The organism is Actinoplanes sandaracinus (assembly GCF_030009775.1).
GTDB lineage: Bacteria > Actinomycetota > Actinomycetes > Mycobacteriales > Micromonosporaceae > Actinoplanes > Actinoplanes sandaracinus.
Genome location: NZ_JASCTH010000005.1, coordinates 333,146 through 350,893, shown reverse-complemented (window position 1 = coordinate 350,893; position 17,748 = coordinate 333,146). Strand labels below are relative to the sequence as shown.

The 17,748-nt window shown below is 71.1% G+C and carries 14 protein-coding genes; 10 read left to right on the top strand and 4 right to left on the bottom strand.

The genetic code is table 11. The features are described from left to right. The first annotated feature begins 122 nt into the window (after positions 1–122). Positions 123–1,115, top strand: coding sequence for a hypothetical protein (locus QLQ12_RS10235; RefSeq protein WP_282758913.1), 993 nt, complete (start codon positions 123–125; stop codon positions 1,113–1,115). A 27-nt stretch (positions 1,116–1,142) separates the two neighbouring features. Here QLQ12_RS10235 and QLQ12_RS10230 read toward each other — a convergent pair whose 3' ends face one another. Beyond that, the gene (locus QLQ12_RS10230; RefSeq protein ID WP_282758912.1) at positions 1,143–2,729 is read right to left on the bottom strand and encodes a methyl-accepting chemotaxis protein; all 1,587 of its coding nucleotides are present in this window, start codon (positions 2,727–2,729) and stop codon (positions 1,143–1,145) included. A 206-nt stretch (positions 2,730–2,935) separates the two neighbouring features. Between QLQ12_RS10230 and QLQ12_RS10225 the strand changes: the two genes are divergently transcribed. The 5 genes from QLQ12_RS10225 (at position 2,936) to QLQ12_RS10205 (ending at position 10,284) form a co-directional block, all read left to right on the top strand. Beyond that, positions 2,936–5,083 carry an ATP-binding protein gene (locus tag QLQ12_RS10225; RefSeq protein WP_282758910.1) on the top strand — a complete coding sequence of 716 codons (2,148 nt, stop codon included), beginning with the start codon at positions 2,936–2,938 and terminating at the stop codon, positions 5,081–5,083. A gap of 54 nt (positions 5,084–5,137) precedes the next feature. Then, the gene (locus QLQ12_RS10220; protein WP_282758908.1) at positions 5,138–5,833 is read left to right on the top strand and encodes a hypothetical protein; all 696 of its coding nucleotides are present in this window, start codon (positions 5,138–5,140) and stop codon (positions 5,831–5,833) included. Positions 5,834–5,866: 33 nt separating this feature from the next. Beyond that, positions 5,867–6,688 carry a MerR family transcriptional regulator gene (locus QLQ12_RS10215; protein ID WP_282758907.1) on the top strand — a complete coding sequence of 274 codons (822 nt, stop codon included), beginning with the start codon at positions 5,867–5,869 and terminating at the stop codon, positions 6,686–6,688. Between the two features lie 193 nt (positions 6,689–6,881). Beyond that, the gene (locus QLQ12_RS10210; protein ID WP_282758906.1) at positions 6,882–7,781 is read left to right on the top strand and encodes an SCO6745 family protein; all 900 of its coding nucleotides are present in this window, start codon (positions 6,882–6,884) and stop codon (positions 7,779–7,781) included. Positions 7,782–8,022: 241 nt separating this feature from the next. Next, positions 8,023–10,284, top strand: a complete 2,262-nt coding sequence (locus tag QLQ12_RS10205) for a M4 family metallopeptidase (protein ID WP_282758905.1) — start codon at positions 8,023–8,025, stop codon at positions 10,282–10,284. Positions 10,285–10,385: 101 nt separating this feature from the next. Here the strand turns inward: QLQ12_RS10205 and QLQ12_RS10200 are convergent, their stop codons facing one another. Both QLQ12_RS10200 and QLQ12_RS10195 read right to left on the bottom strand, forming a co-directional pair. Next, the gene (locus tag QLQ12_RS10200) at positions 10,386–11,195 is read right to left on the bottom strand and encodes a tyrosinase family protein (RefSeq protein ID WP_282758903.1); all 810 of its coding nucleotides are present in this window, start codon (positions 11,193–11,195) and stop codon (positions 10,386–10,388) included. A 56-nt stretch (positions 11,196–11,251) separates the two neighbouring features. Then, positions 11,252–11,683, bottom strand: a complete 432-nt coding sequence (locus QLQ12_RS10195) for a tyrosinase family oxidase copper chaperone (RefSeq protein WP_282758902.1) — start codon at positions 11,681–11,683, stop codon at positions 11,252–11,254. Between the two features lie 255 nt (positions 11,684–11,938). On the opposite strand from QLQ12_RS10195, the gene QLQ12_RS10190 reads away from it, so the two are divergent. Beyond that, positions 11,939–12,484, top strand: a complete 546-nt coding sequence (locus QLQ12_RS10190) for a tyrosinase family oxidase copper chaperone (RefSeq protein ID WP_282758901.1) — start codon at positions 11,939–11,941, stop codon at positions 12,482–12,484. Between the two features lie 129 nt (positions 12,485–12,613). Next, complete coding sequence (locus QLQ12_RS10185) at positions 12,614–13,264, top strand: PilZ domain-containing protein (RefSeq protein WP_282758899.1); 651 nt, start codon at positions 12,614–12,616, stop codon at positions 13,262–13,264. Here the strand turns inward: QLQ12_RS10185 and QLQ12_RS10180 are convergent. Continuing rightward, positions 13,261–13,935, bottom strand: coding sequence for a response regulator transcription factor (locus QLQ12_RS10180; RefSeq protein ID WP_282758957.1), 675 nt, complete (start codon positions 13,933–13,935; stop codon positions 13,261–13,263). The two genes, QLQ12_RS10185 and QLQ12_RS10180, sit on opposite strands and share 4 nt — an antisense overlap. Positions 13,936–13,962: 27 nt before the next feature. Between QLQ12_RS10180 and QLQ12_RS10175 the strand changes: the two genes are divergently transcribed. Together QLQ12_RS10175 and QLQ12_RS10170 are read left to right on the top strand one after the other, a co-directional pair. Continuing rightward, positions 13,963–14,550 carry a hypothetical protein gene (locus QLQ12_RS10175; protein WP_282758897.1) on the top strand — a complete coding sequence of 196 codons (588 nt, stop codon included), beginning with the start codon at positions 13,963–13,965 and terminating at the stop codon, positions 14,548–14,550. A gap of 286 nt (positions 14,551–14,836) precedes the next feature. Further along, positions 14,837–17,713: a M28 family peptidase gene (locus tag QLQ12_RS10170; RefSeq protein ID WP_282758955.1), complete on the top strand. Its 2,877-nt coding sequence runs from the start codon at positions 14,837–14,839 to the stop codon at positions 17,711–17,713. The last annotated feature ends 35 nt before the right edge of the window (positions 17,714–17,748 follow it).

The following is a 17,748-nucleotide window of genomic DNA, read 5'->3' as shown; positions in this document are numbered from 1 at the left end:
GTCCGTACCCCATCGTGGTCTTTGCTCTCCACGGGTGAACGTGGAGGGCGGCGGATCACCGGAACCGTGCCGTCGGCATCCGCGTCCAATCCGGGGCAGACGCCCGAACGGTGGGGAGAGACATGCGACGCTCGGCAGCTCTGGCGCTGACTCTGATGGTGTGCGGCATGTCCGCCTGCGGCTCGCCGGGGCCGGCGGGCTCTCCGGAGCCGGGCCCTTCCGTCGCGGTTCCGGAGAGCGCGGGTTCGGCGAGCGCCGACCCCGCCCTGCCCGCCGGCTGGCGGTGGGAGTCCTACGGCGGTGTGGAGGTCGCGGTGCCCGGCGATTGGGGCTGGGGCAACGGCAGTCAGCGGCTGAGCCAGTGGTGCGTCGGCCCCACGAAGGAACCCATGGTCGGACGGCCCGGGGCGGCCACCCTCGCCGGGTGTCCCGGCGGCGAGCCGGACCCGGCGACGCTGCTGGCCAACACCGGCCCGGTGGTCGGCCTGGACCGGACCCCGGACCCCGACGGCGTGCGGGACGAGGGCGACCAGACCACGGTCCGCCTGAACGGTGTCCTGGTCACGGTGAACGCACCGGCCGAGTTGCGCGGTCGCATCGTGAAGACGATCCGGCGGGTGGACGTCGACAGCTCCGGCTGCCCCGTCACGCACCCGATCGCCGGGGACCCGCGGCACCGCCCGGCAAAGCCCGTCGAGGTGACGTCGCTGGCGGAGGTGTCCGGTGTCGCGGCCTGCCGATTCCCGATCGACGACGCCGGCGAGGGCGGACAGCCGCGGCTGATCTCCTCCCTCCGGCTGGACGGCGCCGCGGCGAGCCGGGCGATCCAGGCCGTCGCGCGGGCGCCCCTGGGCGGCGGACCGGACCGCCCGGCGGAGTGCCTGCCGGAGGCCTCCTACGGCAGCGAACTGATCGTCCTGCTCGTGACGTCCGCCGCCGGACGATCCGAGGTCGTCGTCCGTTACTCCGGCTGCGACCACAACGCCTTCGACGACGGCGTCACCGTCCGGTCGCTGACGGCTGAGGCCATCGCCCCGTTCATCACCGGGCCCAACACGGTGCTGGAGTTCTCCGGGTCGGACAAGATGCCGATCATCCAGCCGTCGGCCAAGTGACCGGCGGCCCGTCGGCGGGCCGGGCGGTCAGTGGCGGAAGCCGTTGACCAGCTGGGTCAGGTCGTCGGCCATGGCGGTCAGGTCGGCGGCGGCCTTCTGGGTCTCCTGCGCGCTGTGGGCGGTGCTCGACGCGATCTCGGCCACCCCGGAGACGGTCCGGGCCACCTCCCCGCTGTGCGTCGCGGCATCGGACACCGAACGGCTCATCTCGGCGGTGGTGGCGGTCTGCTCCTCGACGGCGGACGCGATGGTGGTGGTGTAGTCGCTGATCCGCCCGATCACCTCGGTGATCTCCGCGATCGCCGCGGCCGCGGCGCCGCTGGACGACTGGATCGCGCCGATGCGGGCGGTGATGTCCTCGGTCGCCTTCGCGGTCTGCTGGGCCAGTTCCTTGACCTCGCCGGCCACCACGGCGAAACCCTTGCCCAGTTCACCCGCCCGGGCCGCCTCGATGGTGGCGTTCAACGCCAGCAGGTTTGTCTGCTCGGCGATGCTGGTGATCAACTGAACGACCTGGCCGATCTCCGCGCTCGCCAGTCCGAGTTCGGCGACCCGGGCGGTGGTCTGCTGCGCCACCGTCATGCCCTGCTGGGCGACCTGCGCCGCCTGGCCCGCGTTGGAGGCGATCTCGGTGATCGAGGCGCTCATCTGCTCGGCGCCGGCGGCGATGCTCTGCACACCGGAGTTGACGCTCTCGCTGGCGTCCGACGCCGAACCGACCCGGCTCGACGCCTCCTCCGCGCCGGCCTGCAACGTGCCGCTGACGGCTGACAGGTGCACCGCGGCCGCCGACAACGTGACCGCGACCTGCGCCATGCGATCCACGCTCGCGGCCACCGCCATGGTGCCGGAGTCCAGCTCGGTGGCCATCCGTCCCAGCTCGTCGCGGCCGGCGACTCCGGCCCGTACCGTCAGGTCGCGGTCGGCCAGAGCCCGGGTGACCCGGCCCACCGCTTCCAGGGTCTTCATGATGCCGCGGACCACCAGGAACGCCATGCCCAGCGCGAGGGCCAGGCCGACCACCAGCAGGACGATCATCAACGTGCGGGCGGACTGGTAGGCCGTCGAGGTCTCGGCACGCTTGTCGGCGGCGACCTTCATCTCGATCTCCACCAGCTCGTCCAGCGCGGAGACCGCCGTGTTCAGAACCGGACGGCCCGCGGTGTCACGGACCTTCGCGAAGCCCGGCACGTCGCCGGCTTGCGCCAGCGGCACCAGTTGGGCGTCACGCACCTCGCGGAGCTGCCCCAGCGCGGTGCGGAACTCCTGCACCGCCTGTTCCCGGCCGGTCATGTCGGTGGCGGTGTACTCGGCGAACACCGCGTCCACCTCGGCGTCCGCGTCGGCCATGGTCTTCCGGTCGGCGGCGGTGTCCGCCTTCGGCTGGACGACCACGGTGTCCAGGAGCGCCAGCCACGAGCGCTGCACCTCTTCCTGGACCGTTCCGAGCTGGGCCACCGGCACCAGGTTGTCGCGGTACAGGTACTCGGCCGCGTCGGCCATCTGTCCCATCTTCTGCAACCCGACCATACCGATCGCCGCCGCCGCCACCCCGGCTACCGCCACCGCGGCGTAGATCTTCAACCGGGCGGACAAGTCGTCGAACCACCGCATGCCGAACCTCCGCAACTCTGCAGGCCATCCGGGCCGACCTCGTTGCCGCCCCAAGCGGGACGGACCGGCCTCTATTCCCATCGGCACATCACGGCCCCGGCGTAGGCGAATCCGGACCCGCCGGGGGAATCGCCTGGTTCAGCACCGGGGCCTGGTGTGCCGATAGGGCTGGAGCGGGGCAATCCGGTTTCGGGCGGAGGTGCACGATGACGTTCCGCGGATCTCTGGCGCGAAGCATCCTGTTCGCCTCGGCCTACGCGCTGGCCACGATCGGCGGCCGGATGACCGTCATCGACGGTACGTCGCTGAGCATGGTCTGGCCGGCCGCGGGCGTGCTGGTGCTGTGGTTCTGCGCGCAACGTGACCCGCGGACGCGTTGGATGGATGCCCTCGCGTTGGTGCTCATCACCTTCGCGGCGAACCTGGCCACCGGCGCCGGCGGCCGGCTCGCCGTGATCTTCGTAGTCGCGAACGTCGGCCAGATCGCGTTGTTCCTGTGGCTGTTCCGCGGCCGGCAGCCGCCGCCGGGGGGAGAGGCGCCAAGCGAAGAGGGTGGCCGCCAGGAACTCACCCGGCTCCGTGATCTGTGGATCCTCCTGGGCGCCGCCGCGGCCGGCACCGGTCTCGGCGCCCTGGTCGTCGTCACCGGCATGTGGCTGATCAGTGGTGACGTCACCTGGCTGCCCGGCGCCCTGTGGATGGCCCGCAACACGGCCAGTGTGCTGCTCATCGGTGGGGTCGGCCTGCGGGTGAGCGGCGCCTGGCACCGCCGGCCGGCCGACTGGACCTGGCGCCGCCTCCGGCCCTGGGCACAGCGAGCCTGGCGGTCGACCGGACGGTGGCGGGTGGCCGAGTACACCGCGATGATCGTCTGCTCGGTGGCGGCGTACTGGTTCACCTTCGCCTTCCTGCACGGGCTTCCCGTGGCGTTCGCGCTGATCAGCCTCACAGTGTGGGCGGGGCTGCGGATGCCGACGACCTTCGTCGTCTGCCACGGTCTGCTGGGCGGCGCCGCCGCCGTGCTGTTCACGTTCTACCGATCCGGGTTGTTCGCCGGCATCGCCGACCACGCCACCCGTGCTCTGGTCGTCCAGCTCTTCATCGGCATGGTCGCCGTGATCGGCCTGGCCCTAGCGCTCGGCCGCGACGAGCGGCGGGCGCTGATGCGGCAGCTCACCGCGGAGAAAGCGGACCTCGCGGCGCAGAAGGAACAGGCCCAGCAGCACGGGCAGTTGCTCACCGCGATCATCGACTCGATGGCGGACGGGCTCACCGTCATCGACGCCGAGGGACGGGTGCTGCTGCGCAACGCCGCCACCGTCCGACTGCTCGGCGGCCGGACCAGCCCGGATGACCAGGTCGCCGGTACCGGCTACTACGGGTTGTTCCACCTGGACGGCCGGCCGATGGCCGACGACGAGACCGCCTACGCCCGGGTCATCGCCGGGGAGGAGCACGCCCGCCATGACATGCTGGTCCGTAACGCGGACACGCCGGAGGGGCGCATCCTGACCGTCAGCGGCACCCGCCTGGTCGACGAGCACGGGGTTCCCCGGGCCGTCGTGGTCGTGCACGACGTCACCGCGGAGCGGCGCCATCGCGACGAGCTCGCCGCGTTCGCCGGTGTCGTCGCCCACGACCTGCAGAACCCGCTGGCCGCGATGCGGGGCTGGACCGATGCCGCCGCCGACGCGTTGCAGGACCTCCCGGCGCATCCGATGGTCGCCGACGCCGAGAACAGTCTCGTCCGTGCCCAGCGGGCCGGTGGCCGGATGCGGGCGCTGATCGACGACCTGCTCGCCTACGCCACCGCACGGGACGCGGCCATCCAGCCTGTCACGGTCGACCTGGGGCGGCTCGTCACCGACATCGCGTCGGCCCGCGCCGACGCGGCGATCGCCGCCGGAACGCCGATGCCGCGGTTCGGCATCGGGGCCCTGCACCGCGTGCAGGCGGACCCGGCGCTGGTACGTCAGCTGTTCGACAACCTGATCGGCAACGCGATCAAGTACACCGCCCCGGACGTCGCCCCCGCCATCGACATCCGTTCCGCCGACCGCGAGGACGGCCGCGTCACCGTGACGATCACCGACAACGGCATCGGCATCCCGGAAGGCCAGCACGAGGCGATCTTCGGCAACTTCCACCGGGCACACACCGCCGGATCCTTCGCCGGCACCGGTCTGGGCCTGGGCATCTGTCAGCGCATCGTCCACCGCCACGGTGGCGTGATCAGCGCCGCCGACGAGCCGGGCGGCGGCTCCCGTTTCAGCTTCACCCTGCCGGCAGCCGTCCCGGCCCCCGCCACGGGCGAACTGGTCACCGCCGAGGGCGGCGGCGACCGGATCGTGTGAAACCAGGACAGTGGGGTATCGGAAAGCTCCACGACAACGGGAGGGAGCAGGCCGATGACATCGCTGTCAGCACAGACTCCAACCAGCACGGGGCACCCGTTGGCGGAGGCGATCGTCGCGCTCGCGGAGACCCCGGACGACATGCCCGGCATCGACGCCCGGCTGCAGCGGGTCGCCCAGTTGGCCGCGGACCGCATCGCCGTCGTCGACTACGCGGCGGTCGCCCCGCGTCCCGGCGACGGTTCCTGCATCGTCGCGGCGAGCGGCGAGCTGATCGACGCGGTCGAAGAGGTGTCCACCGCCGCGCCGCCGGCCGCCATGGGCCCGGGCACGACGATGACCTGGCCGCACTTCCGGGAGACGGCGGCGGGTCTGGGCATGCGGGTCGTGTCGGTGCCCCTGTTCACCGGCGGCGGCGCCGCGATCGCCACCCTCGATCTCTACAGCCGCGACCCGGACGCGATGGCGGCGCTGACCGCCGGAGTCCGTGCCGCCCACGATCCGGAGCTGCCGTGGCCGGGCGATGAGGGCGACATGCGGGCGCTGGACGCCGGGGCGGAGGAACTGCTCACCGGCTACGCGGAGGCGTTGTCGGTGCGGGCGACCATCCAGCTCGCTCTCGCCATGCTCGGCCGGAGCATGCCCGGCGGCCCCAAGGACGCCTATCTGAGGCTCCGTCTGCACGCGGCGGGCGAGGGCGTCTCCCTGCTGCGGGCGGCGACCACCGTCATCGAGGCAGACCTCGCTTGACCTTCCCGTTACCGCAAGGGCGATCCTGACGGCATGTTGTCGATCAGCGAGTTCAGCGAGATGTGCCACCTGACGCCCCAGGCCCTGCGCTTTTACCACACCGAGGGCCTCCTCGTGCCCGTTCAGGTCGACGAGCGGACCGGCTACCGCTCCTACGCGTTCGAGCAGGTCGAGCAGGCCATGCTGGTCACCCTCCTGCGCGACACCGGGATGAGCGTCAAACTCGTCCGCCGCGCCCTCGACGAACCGGACCGGGCCCTCGCCCTGGTCGACCGGCACCACGAGGACATCCGCCGGCAGCGCGCCGCCCAGGACGAGGCGATCCAGGCCGCTCGCGCGGTCTTCGACACCCGTCCGGAACCCCGGCCCCGGCACGTGCCGGCGACGACCGTGGTCACCAGGCTGGTGCGGGGCACGCCGCTGGGGCGCGACGCCCAGGAGTGGGCGCAAACCGAGACCCTCATCGAGGCGGCCACGGCCGAACTGGTCGAGACGGTGCGCGAAGCCGGCCTGACGATGCTGGGCCGGCCCTGGCGGACCCTGGCACGGGAGAACCCGGAACAGGACCGGCCGGCTGCCGACGGCGACGGGCCGTTCTGGATCGTCGAGGTTCCGGTCGCCGGACCCGGGCGGTTGCCGCCCGGCTTCGTGATCCGGGAGCAGGAGGCACACGACGAGATGTCGATCTTCATACCGGGCCGCAACACGATGGCCAAGTACTGCACCGGGATCCTGCGCCTGCTCAACGCCCACCCACTCGGCGGCGACACCTTCGTGAACATCGCCCTGTTGCGCCAGGAGATCCATGACGACGGGGTCCTGAGCAGCGCCACCGTCGAATCGCGACCGCGGTGACCGGACGCGGCCGGACCCGCGGTCATGGGGATGCCGGACGCCGGCGGCTCCCGTAGGCTCCCCTGCAGAGGCCTAGCCCGGGCAGCTCCTCGCCGAGCTGCTGTAAAGGGGCGGCATGTTTCCCGTACGTGACACGGTCGTCACCGGCATGCGAAGCTACCCGTCGGTAACATTGTCGGCGGAAGGCAATGACATGACGGATTCGACAGAGCTCCTGTGGCGGGAACCATCCACACTCGACCCGGCCGTCGTGCGCCAGGCCTGGCGAGCGGCGGAGCCTCTGCACGGGTTGATCTACTTCACTCCGGAGGCGCACCAGCGTTACGCGGCTCTGGGCATCGCACCGGCGGCCGGCTATTTCGCCTCCCGGGCGGCGGCGATGGGCCCGGTCGGCCCCGGTCCCGTCGTGGCCGGCTTCTTCAACTTCAATCCGGAACTCGTCGCCCGCGCGTTGCCGGCGGTCTGGGACGTGACGACGCCCGCGGCCGTGCTGGCGGCACGGCTGGAGGCCGCCGGCGCCGCCTTGACCCGCGCGCTCGGCGACGCGGTGCACGGGCCGGAGATGAACGAGGCCGCCGAACTGGCCCGGCGCGCCGCCGAATCCGTCGCCGCGCACCCGGAGGGACGGCCCCTGTTCGCCGCGCACGCCGCCCTGCCCTGGCCGGACCAGCCGCACCTGGTCCTCTGGCACGCCCAGACGGTGCTGCGGGAGTTCCGCGGCGATGGGCACGTCGCCGCCCTGCTGCTCGCCGGGCTGACCGGACTGGAGGCGCTGATCCTGCACGGCGCGTCCGGTGAGGTGCCCGTCCGCTTCCTCCGGCGCAGCCGGGGATGGAGCGACGAGCAGTGGGCCGAGGCGGCCGCTCGGCTCCGCGACCGCGGGCTGATCGAGGGTGACGAGCCGGTGTTGAGTGACAAGGGACAGGCGCAGCGCGCGTGGATCGAGGCGGCCACCGACCGGCTCGCCACGCCCGCCTACACGGTGCTCGGCGCCGAGGGATGCGCCCGCCTCGCCGACCTGACCCGGCCGATGAGCCGGGCGGTGGTCGCGTCCGGGGCGCTGAACGTCGACAACGCCGTCGCACGGAGCTGAGGCCGGCCGGCCCGGGGCGGTGCAGCCTGCTGTACCGCCCCGCCGGGCGCGGTCGCCTATGGTCTGACGGATGCGGAGCCGGCGCAGCCACCTCGTCGATGTCTGCGCGTCGTCGTCGCGGTCCGGTCGGCACACGTACACCGCGGTATGACTCTTAAGATATATACGTTCATCGTTATTCACTCCCCATACTCAATTCACGCATGGCAATGCGTGAATACCTGGTTCGGGGAGGAACCGAGTGAAGAAACCCTTTGCGCTGGCCAGCATCACCGCGCTGGTCGGCAGCGCCCTCGTGGCCACCGCCGCGAGCGGTACCGCGGCACCGCCGTCACCCGTCACCCCGCCGTCGGAGGCCCAGGCGATCAGCCGGGCGGACAGTCTCGTCGACACCCGCCCCGCCGACATCGCCGCCGGGGCCGGCGACTCGTACTCCGTGTACCGCACCAAGGTGGACGCCAACGGCGCCGCGCACGTCCGCTACACCCGTTCCTACCAGGGTCTGCGGGTCTACGGCGGTGACTTCGTCGTGCACACCCGGCCGGACGGCGCCTTCGACGGCGCCTCGGTCGGACTCGATGCCCCACTCACTCTGAGCGCCACCCCGAAGGTCACCGCGGCCACGGCGGCGAAGGCGGCCAAGGAGCGCTTCGCCGGCGAGATCACCGGTTCCGAGATCCCCGAACTGTTCATCGACGCGAGCACCGGTAACGGCCGGCTCGCCTGGGAGACCGTCGTCAGCGGGTGGGGCACGGACAAGCAGACCCCGTCGCGTCTGCACGTCATCACCGACGCGGTCACCGGCGCGCACATCGGCGAGTTCGACGACATCGAGACGGTCGCCGGCACCGGCGCCAGCGTCTACTCCGGCAACGTCTCGGTCGACACCACGCTCTCCGGCTCCACGTACAGCATGATCGACCCGTCGCACGGCAACGGCCGCACCTGCGACATGAACAACGGCACCAGCACCTGTACGACCTTCACCGACGCCGACAACGCGTGGGGCACCGGCGCCACCGGCAACCGGCAGTCGGCGGGCGTCGACGCCCACTTCGGCGCCGCGAAGACGTACGACTACTTCAAGAACGTGCACGGCCGCAACGGCATCTTCGGCAACGGCACGGGTGTGCCGTCCCGGGTCCACTACGGCAACGCCTACGTGAACGCCTTCTGGGACGGCTCCCAGATGACCTACGGCGACGGCAGCGGCAACACCCGCCCGCTGGTCTCGCTGGACGTCGCCGGCCACGAGATGGCCCACGGTGTGACCGAGAACGTGGTCTCCGGCGGCCTCACCTACTCCGGCGAGTCCGGCGGCCTCAACGAGGCCACCAGCGACATCTTCGGCTCGATGGTCGAGTTCTACGCCAACACCAGCGCCGACCCCGGCGACTACCAGGTCGGCGAGAAGATCGACATCCGGGGCAACGGCACGCCGTTGCGGTACATGTACAACCCGACGCTGGACGGCTCGTCGCACGGCTGCTGGGCGACCAACACCAACAGCATCGACGTGCACTACTCCTCGGGCCCCGCCAACCACTTCTTCTTCAACCTGGCCGAGGGCACCGGCGCGACATCGTTCGGCACCTCGCCCGTCTGCGGTTCGGCGCCCGCCGTGACCGGTATCGGCCGGGACAAGGCCGCCGCGATCTGGTACCGGGCGCTGGACGTCTACTTCACCTCGAACACCCGCTACGTCAACACCTCGACGCCGGCCAACACGTCGCGCGCCTACACCCTGCGGGCGGCCACCGACCTGTACGGCTCGTGCTCGGCCGAGTACAAGGCCGTTCAGGCCGCCTGGACCGCCGTCAACGTCGCCGGAAACGACGCCACCTGCTCGACCGGCAACGACTTCTCGGTGACGGTCGCCCCGGCCGCCGCCTCGGTCGACCCGGGCTCGTCGGCCACCGCCACGGTGAACACCGCGGTCACCAACGGCAGCGCCCAGACCGTGACCTTCAGCGCCGCCGGCCTGCCCGCCGGCGCGACGGCCACGTTCAGCCCGGCCTCGGTCACCGCCGGCGGCGCCTCCACGGTCACCATCGCCACCACGTCGGCCACCCCGGCCGGCACGTACTCCGTCACCCTGAACGGCGCCGGCGGATCGGTCACCCGGTCGGCCACGTTCACGCTGACCGTCAACGGCGCCGCGGGCTGTACGGCCGGCAACGCCAGCGACGTGGCGATCCCGGACAACACCACCGTCTTCTCCGCGGTCACGATCAGCGGCTGCGCCCGCAACGCCTCGGCGACCAGCAAGGTCGACGTCAACATCGTGCACACGTACGTCGGTGACCTCGTGGTCGCGCTGGTCGCTCCGGACGGCACCGCCTACACGCTGCGGAACCGGACCGGCGGCAGCGCCGACAACATCGTCACCAGCTACACGACGAACCTGTCCACCGAGGCCGCCAACGGCCAGTGGCGCCTGCGGGTGCAGGACGCCGCCTCCGCCGACACCGGCTACATCAACAGCTGGACCCTGACCCTCTGACCCTCTGACAGCTCCGGCGCCGGTGGCCCCCATGGAGGCCGCCGGCGCCGGAGGCGGTTTCTTGGCGAGGCCCTCGGCGACCTCCGATCCGCCGGGAAGCCTCAGGCGTAGCTGTAGCCGAGCGGGGTGATGTCGCGCACCGCCGACGGAGTGCGGCCGGCGCCGAACGGGCGCATCGTCTCGTTGTTGTCGACGACGCCGGACGTGAATCCGGTCCGCGGCTGGTAGGTGTCGATGCCACGGCTGCTCTGCCACAGCCACCACAGGCGGTCGATGTTGCAGTGGTGCAGCCAGAACGCCGGGTCGTTCGGGGCCTCCCGGGTGGCCATGTGGCCGCCGACGTAGTTGTGCACGCGGTTGTGCAGCTCGATCTCGTTGCGGTTGCGGTAGCTGTTCGACACGGACGCGTTCCACGGCGACTGGTCGTACACCGTGTAGCTCTGCACGGTGTTCACCTGGGCAGCGGTGGGGCGGCTGGCGTTCTGGCCGACCCTGCGCTGCAGGAAGCTGGTGGCGATGCTGCTCCGGTACATCGTCCAGCCCCAGGAGGGGCTGAAGTTGCCGCTGGAGACACTGCCGTTGGTGATCGAGCCGAGGAAGTCGGCGGTGAACGGCGAGGCCGAGCCGGTCCAGTCCCAGTACGGGATGAAGACCGCCGGGTTGCCGCTGACCGTCTGCAGGTCCAGCTCCAGCAGCCGGAGATATTCCCGGTGCCACGGGAAGAACGACGGCGACTGGTGAGCGTGGCTGATGTTGTCGTTGGTGCGCGCGAAATAGGTGATGTGCTGGTCGATGTACCAGTTGTAGTTGCGCCCGTTGGCGGAGGTGGTCTTGAACCGGCGGAGAGCGTTCACGAAAGTGATCTTCTCCGCGCTCGTCATGGCGGCGATGCTCTTGCGTACGACGGCCATTGGTCAGTCGCCTTTCACGTCGGGGGGAATGCGGTGCGCCGATGGGATGCCGCGAGTCAGTGCTGGTGGCCCTTCGCGGCCTCGTCACCGAGTTCGAGATCCCCCAGAATGTCGACGACCTTCCGGCTCAGCTTCTTGAGGCAGTCCTGGTTCCGGCCCTCGACGATCTCCACCGGGTCGTAGTGGTTGATGGCGCTGATGTAACCCATCGCCACGTACGGCTCCGAGCCGTCCTCCGGGAAGAACAGGGTGCTGATGGCCGTGAGCGCCAGCTTCTTGTTGTTGATGTGCAGCTCGTCGCGGCCGAGGCCGAGGAGCCTGCCCCGGATGCGCCTGCCCTTGTAGAGCTCGTCGAAGTCCCGCGGGTCAAGGGGGAGGGGGATGGGCTTGGGCCCGGCCAGCGCCTGCCCCGCGGCGAGGGCGGTCGCGGCGGTGACGGCGCCGGCTGCCCCGTAACGCAGGACGTCGCGACGATTGATGTCATTCATGGGAATCCTTTACTATGCGCGTACCGGCGGGTCGTGCCAGGAAACAGATTGGCGGCCGAGGTGATAATCGCCGCTGTCGGGCGAAAGGAAACGGGTGACACGCTCACCAAAAGTATCGCCGTTCTCGCCGTTCGGGTACCGGGCCCTTAATCGTTTACTGCGCTAGGATCGGAAAACGCTGGCAACGTGGTCCAGTAATAGACTTCAGAACGTCGATGATTAACGCGTAGGGTGATGATTTCAATGCAGCAGGAAATGAAGCGGGCAGCGATCCGGGGCACCGTCGGGCGGACGGTCACCATCCTGGCCGCCACCGTCGGTGTGATGACCACGGCGGGCCTGGCGATCGCCGCCGACAACCCCGACCCCGGCGTCCCGGCGGCCGCTCCGAGTGCGTCGGCGGTGGCCCCGACCAAGCCGGCGGCCGCTCCGACCACGGCGGCGGCGGTCACGAGTAAGCCGGCGGCCGCTCCGACCAAGGCGGCGGTGGCCCCGAGCAAACCGGCCGCTGACAAGGCCAAGAAGTCCGGCTTCTTCGAGACGTACCGCGGGCGCCACATCATGGGCTGGGGGCGTGACGAGGCGGCCTGTGCCTACATCGACGGCATGCGGCTGGTGGTCTATCCCGCCGACGGCGGCATGTACACCAGCGCCGTGCAGAGCTTCCAGCCGCAACGCGGTCTCCGGGCGATCACCAAGGCGTCGGTCCGGGCGCTCGGCGACCTCGGCCTGAGCGCCACGACGGAGGAGCCGACGTCGCACTGCCCTGAGTTCAAGGTCACCCCGAAGACGGGCAAGTAGGGAGTCCGCCGTAACAGGCCGGCGGGCTTTCTCAGGTCCGCCGGTCCCCTCGTCGATAGGAGGAGTGGGCCAGGACCGGCCGTAACGGGTTGCCGCAGAGGGTGAATGATGATCAACCAAGCTGATTCGATGACCGCCTCGGAGATCGCTGCGATCGACTGGCCGCAGATCGGCGCTCCGGTGTTCCTCGTTCTCGGCGAGGGCGTGAACTTCCGCTCACGGCTGGAGGCGGTCGACGGCGACTCGTTCAGCGTGGCGGCCCCCCTGGAGATCGCCGGCCCGGCCGTCCTCGAACCGGGCCACGAGTTCGAGGTCTTCTGGGCTCCGCCGCGCACCCGCATCGTGGTGCCCAGCCGGCTGATCGCAGTGTCCGCCACGGCTCCGCTGCGGTGGACGCTCGTGCCCACGGCCCCCGCTCGGCACGACAACCGGCGGCGGTTCGTCCGCGGCGGCGCCGGCGCGGTCGTACGCCTCGACGCCGAGGTGAGCGGCCAGCCGGCCGAAGGGGTGCTGCTGGACATCAGCGAGGGCGGGCTGCGCTGCTGGATCGACGAGCCCACATCGCTGGCCGCCGGCGACCGGGTGCTGGCCCGAGTGTGGCTGGGCGCCAGCGAGGCGGAGTTGAGCGGCCGGGTGCACACGGTGCGCCAGGCTCCCCACGGAGACCCGGGCCAGCACCTGATCCTCACCTTCGACGCCGTCGAGGACGTGGCCCAGTTGATCCGGCAGTACGTCTACTCCTGGGAGATCGGCGAGCGCCGCCGCCACACGCACGCCTAGACGGCCTCCGGCGGGGACAGGCGGATCCCCACGCCGCGTACGGTGTGCAGGTACCGCGGCTGGGCGGCCCGTTCGCCGAGCTTGCGCCGCAGCCACGTCACGTGGACGTCGACGGTCTCCAGCGACCGGCTCTCGGCCGGCCAGACCCCGGTCAGCAACTGCCGGCGGGTGACCACCTTGCCGGCCCGCTGCATCAGGTACGCCAGCAGGTCGAACTCGAGCCGGGACAGCTGCAGCGGCACCCCGTCGAGAGTGGCCGTGCGCGCCTGCGGGTCCAGTGTCAGCCCGCCCACCGTCAGCTCGGTCGCCGCCGTGCCACCGCCGCCCCGGCGCAGCACGGCGGCGATCCGCGCCTCGATCTGTTCGGCCGAGTAGGGCTTGACGACGTAGTCGTCGGCCCCGGCGCGCAGCAGCCGGATCATTTCGCTCTCCTCCTCCCGCGCGGTGGCGACGACGATCGGCACCTGGGAGGTGGCCCGGATGCGGCGCAGCACCGCCGCGCCGTCCAGGTCCGGGAGCCCGAGGTCGAGCACCACGACGTCCGGCGGCCACGCCGCCACCTCACGCAGACCGTCGAGCGCGGTGGCACACAATCGCGTCTCGTGTCCGGTAGCGGAGAGTAACCGGCCGAGCGCATGCCGGACATCATCGTCGTCCTCGATCACCAGCACCTGGGGCATTGCACCACCGTATCGCTCGTGCAGAATGTGACCATGGGCCGGAGCTGGAGATATATCGCGGGGTGGCTCGCTGTGACGGTCACCGCCGTCACTGTGTCCTGGTTCGGCGTCCGGCTCGGTATCGCTCCGGCGATCACCGACGAGCCGCCGGTGGCGATCGACGTCAACCGCCGGTACACCGAGATCCGGTTCGGGCTCGCCGAGACGCCCAGTCCGGCCGCGCCGCCCAGTCCGGCCGCCAGCCCCTCGAAGGCCCGCCCGTCCCGGGCCGCTTCCACACCCACGCCCAGCCGGACCGCCACCAGCCGCCCGGCCGACACGGCTTCGGCCACCGCCGCGCCGAGCGCGTCGCCGTCGCCGTCGGAACCGGACCGGCGGCCCCGCTACCGGGTCACCGCCGACGGTGGCACCGCCACCGTGGCGTACTCGTCGACCCGGGTGGACGTGGTCGGCGCCGACCCGCTGCCCGGTTATGTGGTCACCACCGACCGGCGCAGCGACACCGTGGTGGTGACGCGACTGTCCGGGCCCGGTCACACCTCCGTCGTCACCGCCTACTGGAACAGCGGCCCGGCAGCGCAGATCATCGAGGAATACGGCTCCTGACCGGCGGCCCGGCGGCGCGGCTCATCGAGCGGGTACGGCTTGTGACCAGCGGCCCGGCGGCGCGGACCATCGAGGGGCATGGCTTCTGAGCCGTTCCGGCGCATCGACCGACATCGGCATGTCGTTACCGGTCCGATAGCTAACCTTCCGGTGCTCTTAAGGCAGACACGGCGAGACTCTCGCGGCACGCAGAGATCGACTTTGAGCCTTGGGAGGACCGTCAGTGAGGCGTTCCCGCAGCAGAAGGGCGCTGCGCGTCACCGCGCTCAGCAGCGTCACACTGGTCATGCTCGGACTGGGAGCGGCGTACACGGCCGGCTACCCGGGTACCGGCCAGATTCCGGAGCCGGACTTCTCCGACGGCGGCGCGGTCAGTTCCGCTGCCGCCGCCGACCAGTACGTGACCGGCACCTCCACCGGGTTCACGAAGGACCCGGACGCGACCTACACGCGCCAGTCGGTGATCACCACCCCACGCGGCCTCAACTACGTGAGCTACTCACGTACGTACAACGATCTCCCGGTCTTCGTCGGCGGCGACGTCGTCGTCGTCACCGACGCCAAGGGCACCGTCAAGGGCAGCAGCGTCCCGGCGGATGAGGTCGACGTCGCCACGACGCCCAAGGTCGGCGCCGCCAAGGCGAAGTCGGTGGCGCTCGGCAAGCACCAGGGAACCGTGCGCCAGGAACCGACGCTCGGCGTGATCGCCGAAGGCAAGGACCGCCTGGTGTGGGAGGTCGTCGTCGACAGCGAGACGAGCCGCGCGCACGCCTACGTCGACGCGCGGACCGGCCAGTACGCGGGATCGTGGGACGAGATCACCGGTGGCACCGGGCAGGGCCACTACGGCGGTCAGGTCACGATCGGCACCACCTCCGGCGCCGGCGGGTTCGAGATGCGGGACCCGGCGCGCGGCGGGATGCGGACGCTCGACGACCGCACCGGCAAGGTGCTCGCCGACACCGACGACAAGTGGGGCAACGGCGCCGGCGGCGACCTGCCGACCGGCGGCGTCGACACCCAGTACGCCGGCGGCGTGATGTGGGACATGCTGAAGACCAAGTTCAACCGCAACGGCATCGACGGCAAGGGCGGCACCGCGTCGATGTTCGTGGGGCTCAACGACGTCAACGCCTTCTACAGCTGCGCCGGAACCGGCGACGCGAACCGCGACCAGACGAAGTACGGCCGGACCAGCGACGGCGCCCGCCAGGTGAACTCGGTCGACGTGGTCGCCCACGAGCTCGGCCACGGCGTCTTCTGCCACACTCCGGGCGGCAGCCGCGGCACCACCAACGAGACCGGCGGCCTCAACGAGGCGACCGGCGACATCTTCGGCACCCTCGCCGAGCACTTCGCCGCGAACCCGAACGACCCGGCCGACTACCTGGTCGGCGAGGAGGTCAACCTCTCCGGGCGCGGCCCGATCCGCAACATGCACAACCCGTCGGCCGTCGGCGACCCGAACTGCTGGTCGGCGTCGATCCCGAACACCGAGGTGCACTCGGCCGCCGGCCCGCTCAACCACTGGTTCTACCTGACCGCCGAGGGTTCCGCGCCGGCCGGCAAGCCGGCCAGCACCACCTGCAACGGCAGCCGGGTCACCGGGATCGGGCTGTGGCCGGCCGGTGAGATCTTCTACCACGCGCTGCTGCGCAAGACGTCCGGCTGGACCTACACCAAGGCCCGCAAGGCGACGCTGGAGGCGGCCCGCGAGCTGTACCCGAACAGCTGCGCCGAGTTCGCCGTGGTCAAGGCGGCGTGGGACGCCGTGAGCGTGCCCGCGCAGGGCGACCCGACCTGCACCGTCACGGCGCCGCAGCCGTCGCCGTCGGTCACGCAGCCGTCGGCTCCGGTCTCGCCGTCAGCGTCGGCCTCGGCACCGGCCTCGCCGAGCACGGCGCCCAGCCCCAGTGCTCCGGGGTCCTCCGCGCCCGGGACGCCCACCGTCCGGGCCGCCGACATCGACGGCGCCGCGCTGCGGGCCGACCTCGCCGAGTTCGCCCGGATCGCCCAGGCCAACGGGGGCAACCGGGCGCACGGCACCGCCGGTTACCAAGCCTCCCTCGACTACCTCAAGAAGCGCCTGGACACGGCCGGTTACAACACCCGGGTCCAGCAGTTCACCCACGCCGGCAAGACGGGTTACAACCTGATCGCCGACCTGCCCGGGCGTGGCGACCCGAACCGGGTCGTCATGCTCGGGGCGCACCTCGACAGCGTCGCGGAAGGGCCGGGCATCAACGACAACGCCACCGGGTCGGCCGGCATCCTGGAGGTCGCGCTCGCCTATGCCGCCTCCGGCGCCAACGGCGACAAGGGCATCCGCTTCGGCTGGTGGGGCGCCGAGGAGGACGGTCTGATCGGATCGAAGGCGTACGTGGCCTCGCTGAGCGCCGCCGAGCGGGCGAAGGTGACCGCCTACCTGAACTTCGACATGATCGGATCGCCGAACCCCGGGTACTTCGTCTACGGTGACGACACCAGGGGCACGGCCATCGCCGCCGCGTTGCGCTCCGGTTTCACGGCCGAGGGTGTCGAGCCGGAGAGCGCCGACCTGAAGGGCCGCTCCGACCACGCCTCGTTCAAGGCGGCCGGCATCCCGACCGGTGGCACCGCCACGCTCAGCCTGGCGCCGACGATGAGCCCGGCGCAGGCCGCACGGTGGGACGGGCAGGCGGGGCAGCCGTTCGACCCGTGCTACCACAAGGACTGTGACGGCGCCGGCAACGTCGATCATGACGCCCTCGACACGCACGCCGACGTCGCCGCGCACGCCGTCTGGGCCCTGACCGGGGTGAAGGCCCCGGCGCAACCGGCCGGCACCCGGGTGGAGAACCCCGCCGACTTCGCGATCCGGGACCGCTCGGCGGTGGAGTCGCCGATCACCGTGCAACGCTCCGGCAAGGCGCCGGCCGCGCTGAAGGTGGACGTCAACGTGCGGCACGGATTCCGCGGCGACCTGGAGATCCACCTGATCGCACCGGACGGCACCGAGTACTCGATCAAGAAGGCCAACCGGTTCGACGGCGACGACGACGTCAAGCAGAGCAGCACCGTCGACGCCTCCGCGGAGCAGGCCTCCGGCACCTGGAAGCTGCGGGTCCGTGACCTGTACCGCGGGGATACCGGAACGCTGGACTCCTGGGCCCTGACCTTCTGATCTTCGTCACCGGGCGTGCTCCACCTATGGTGGAG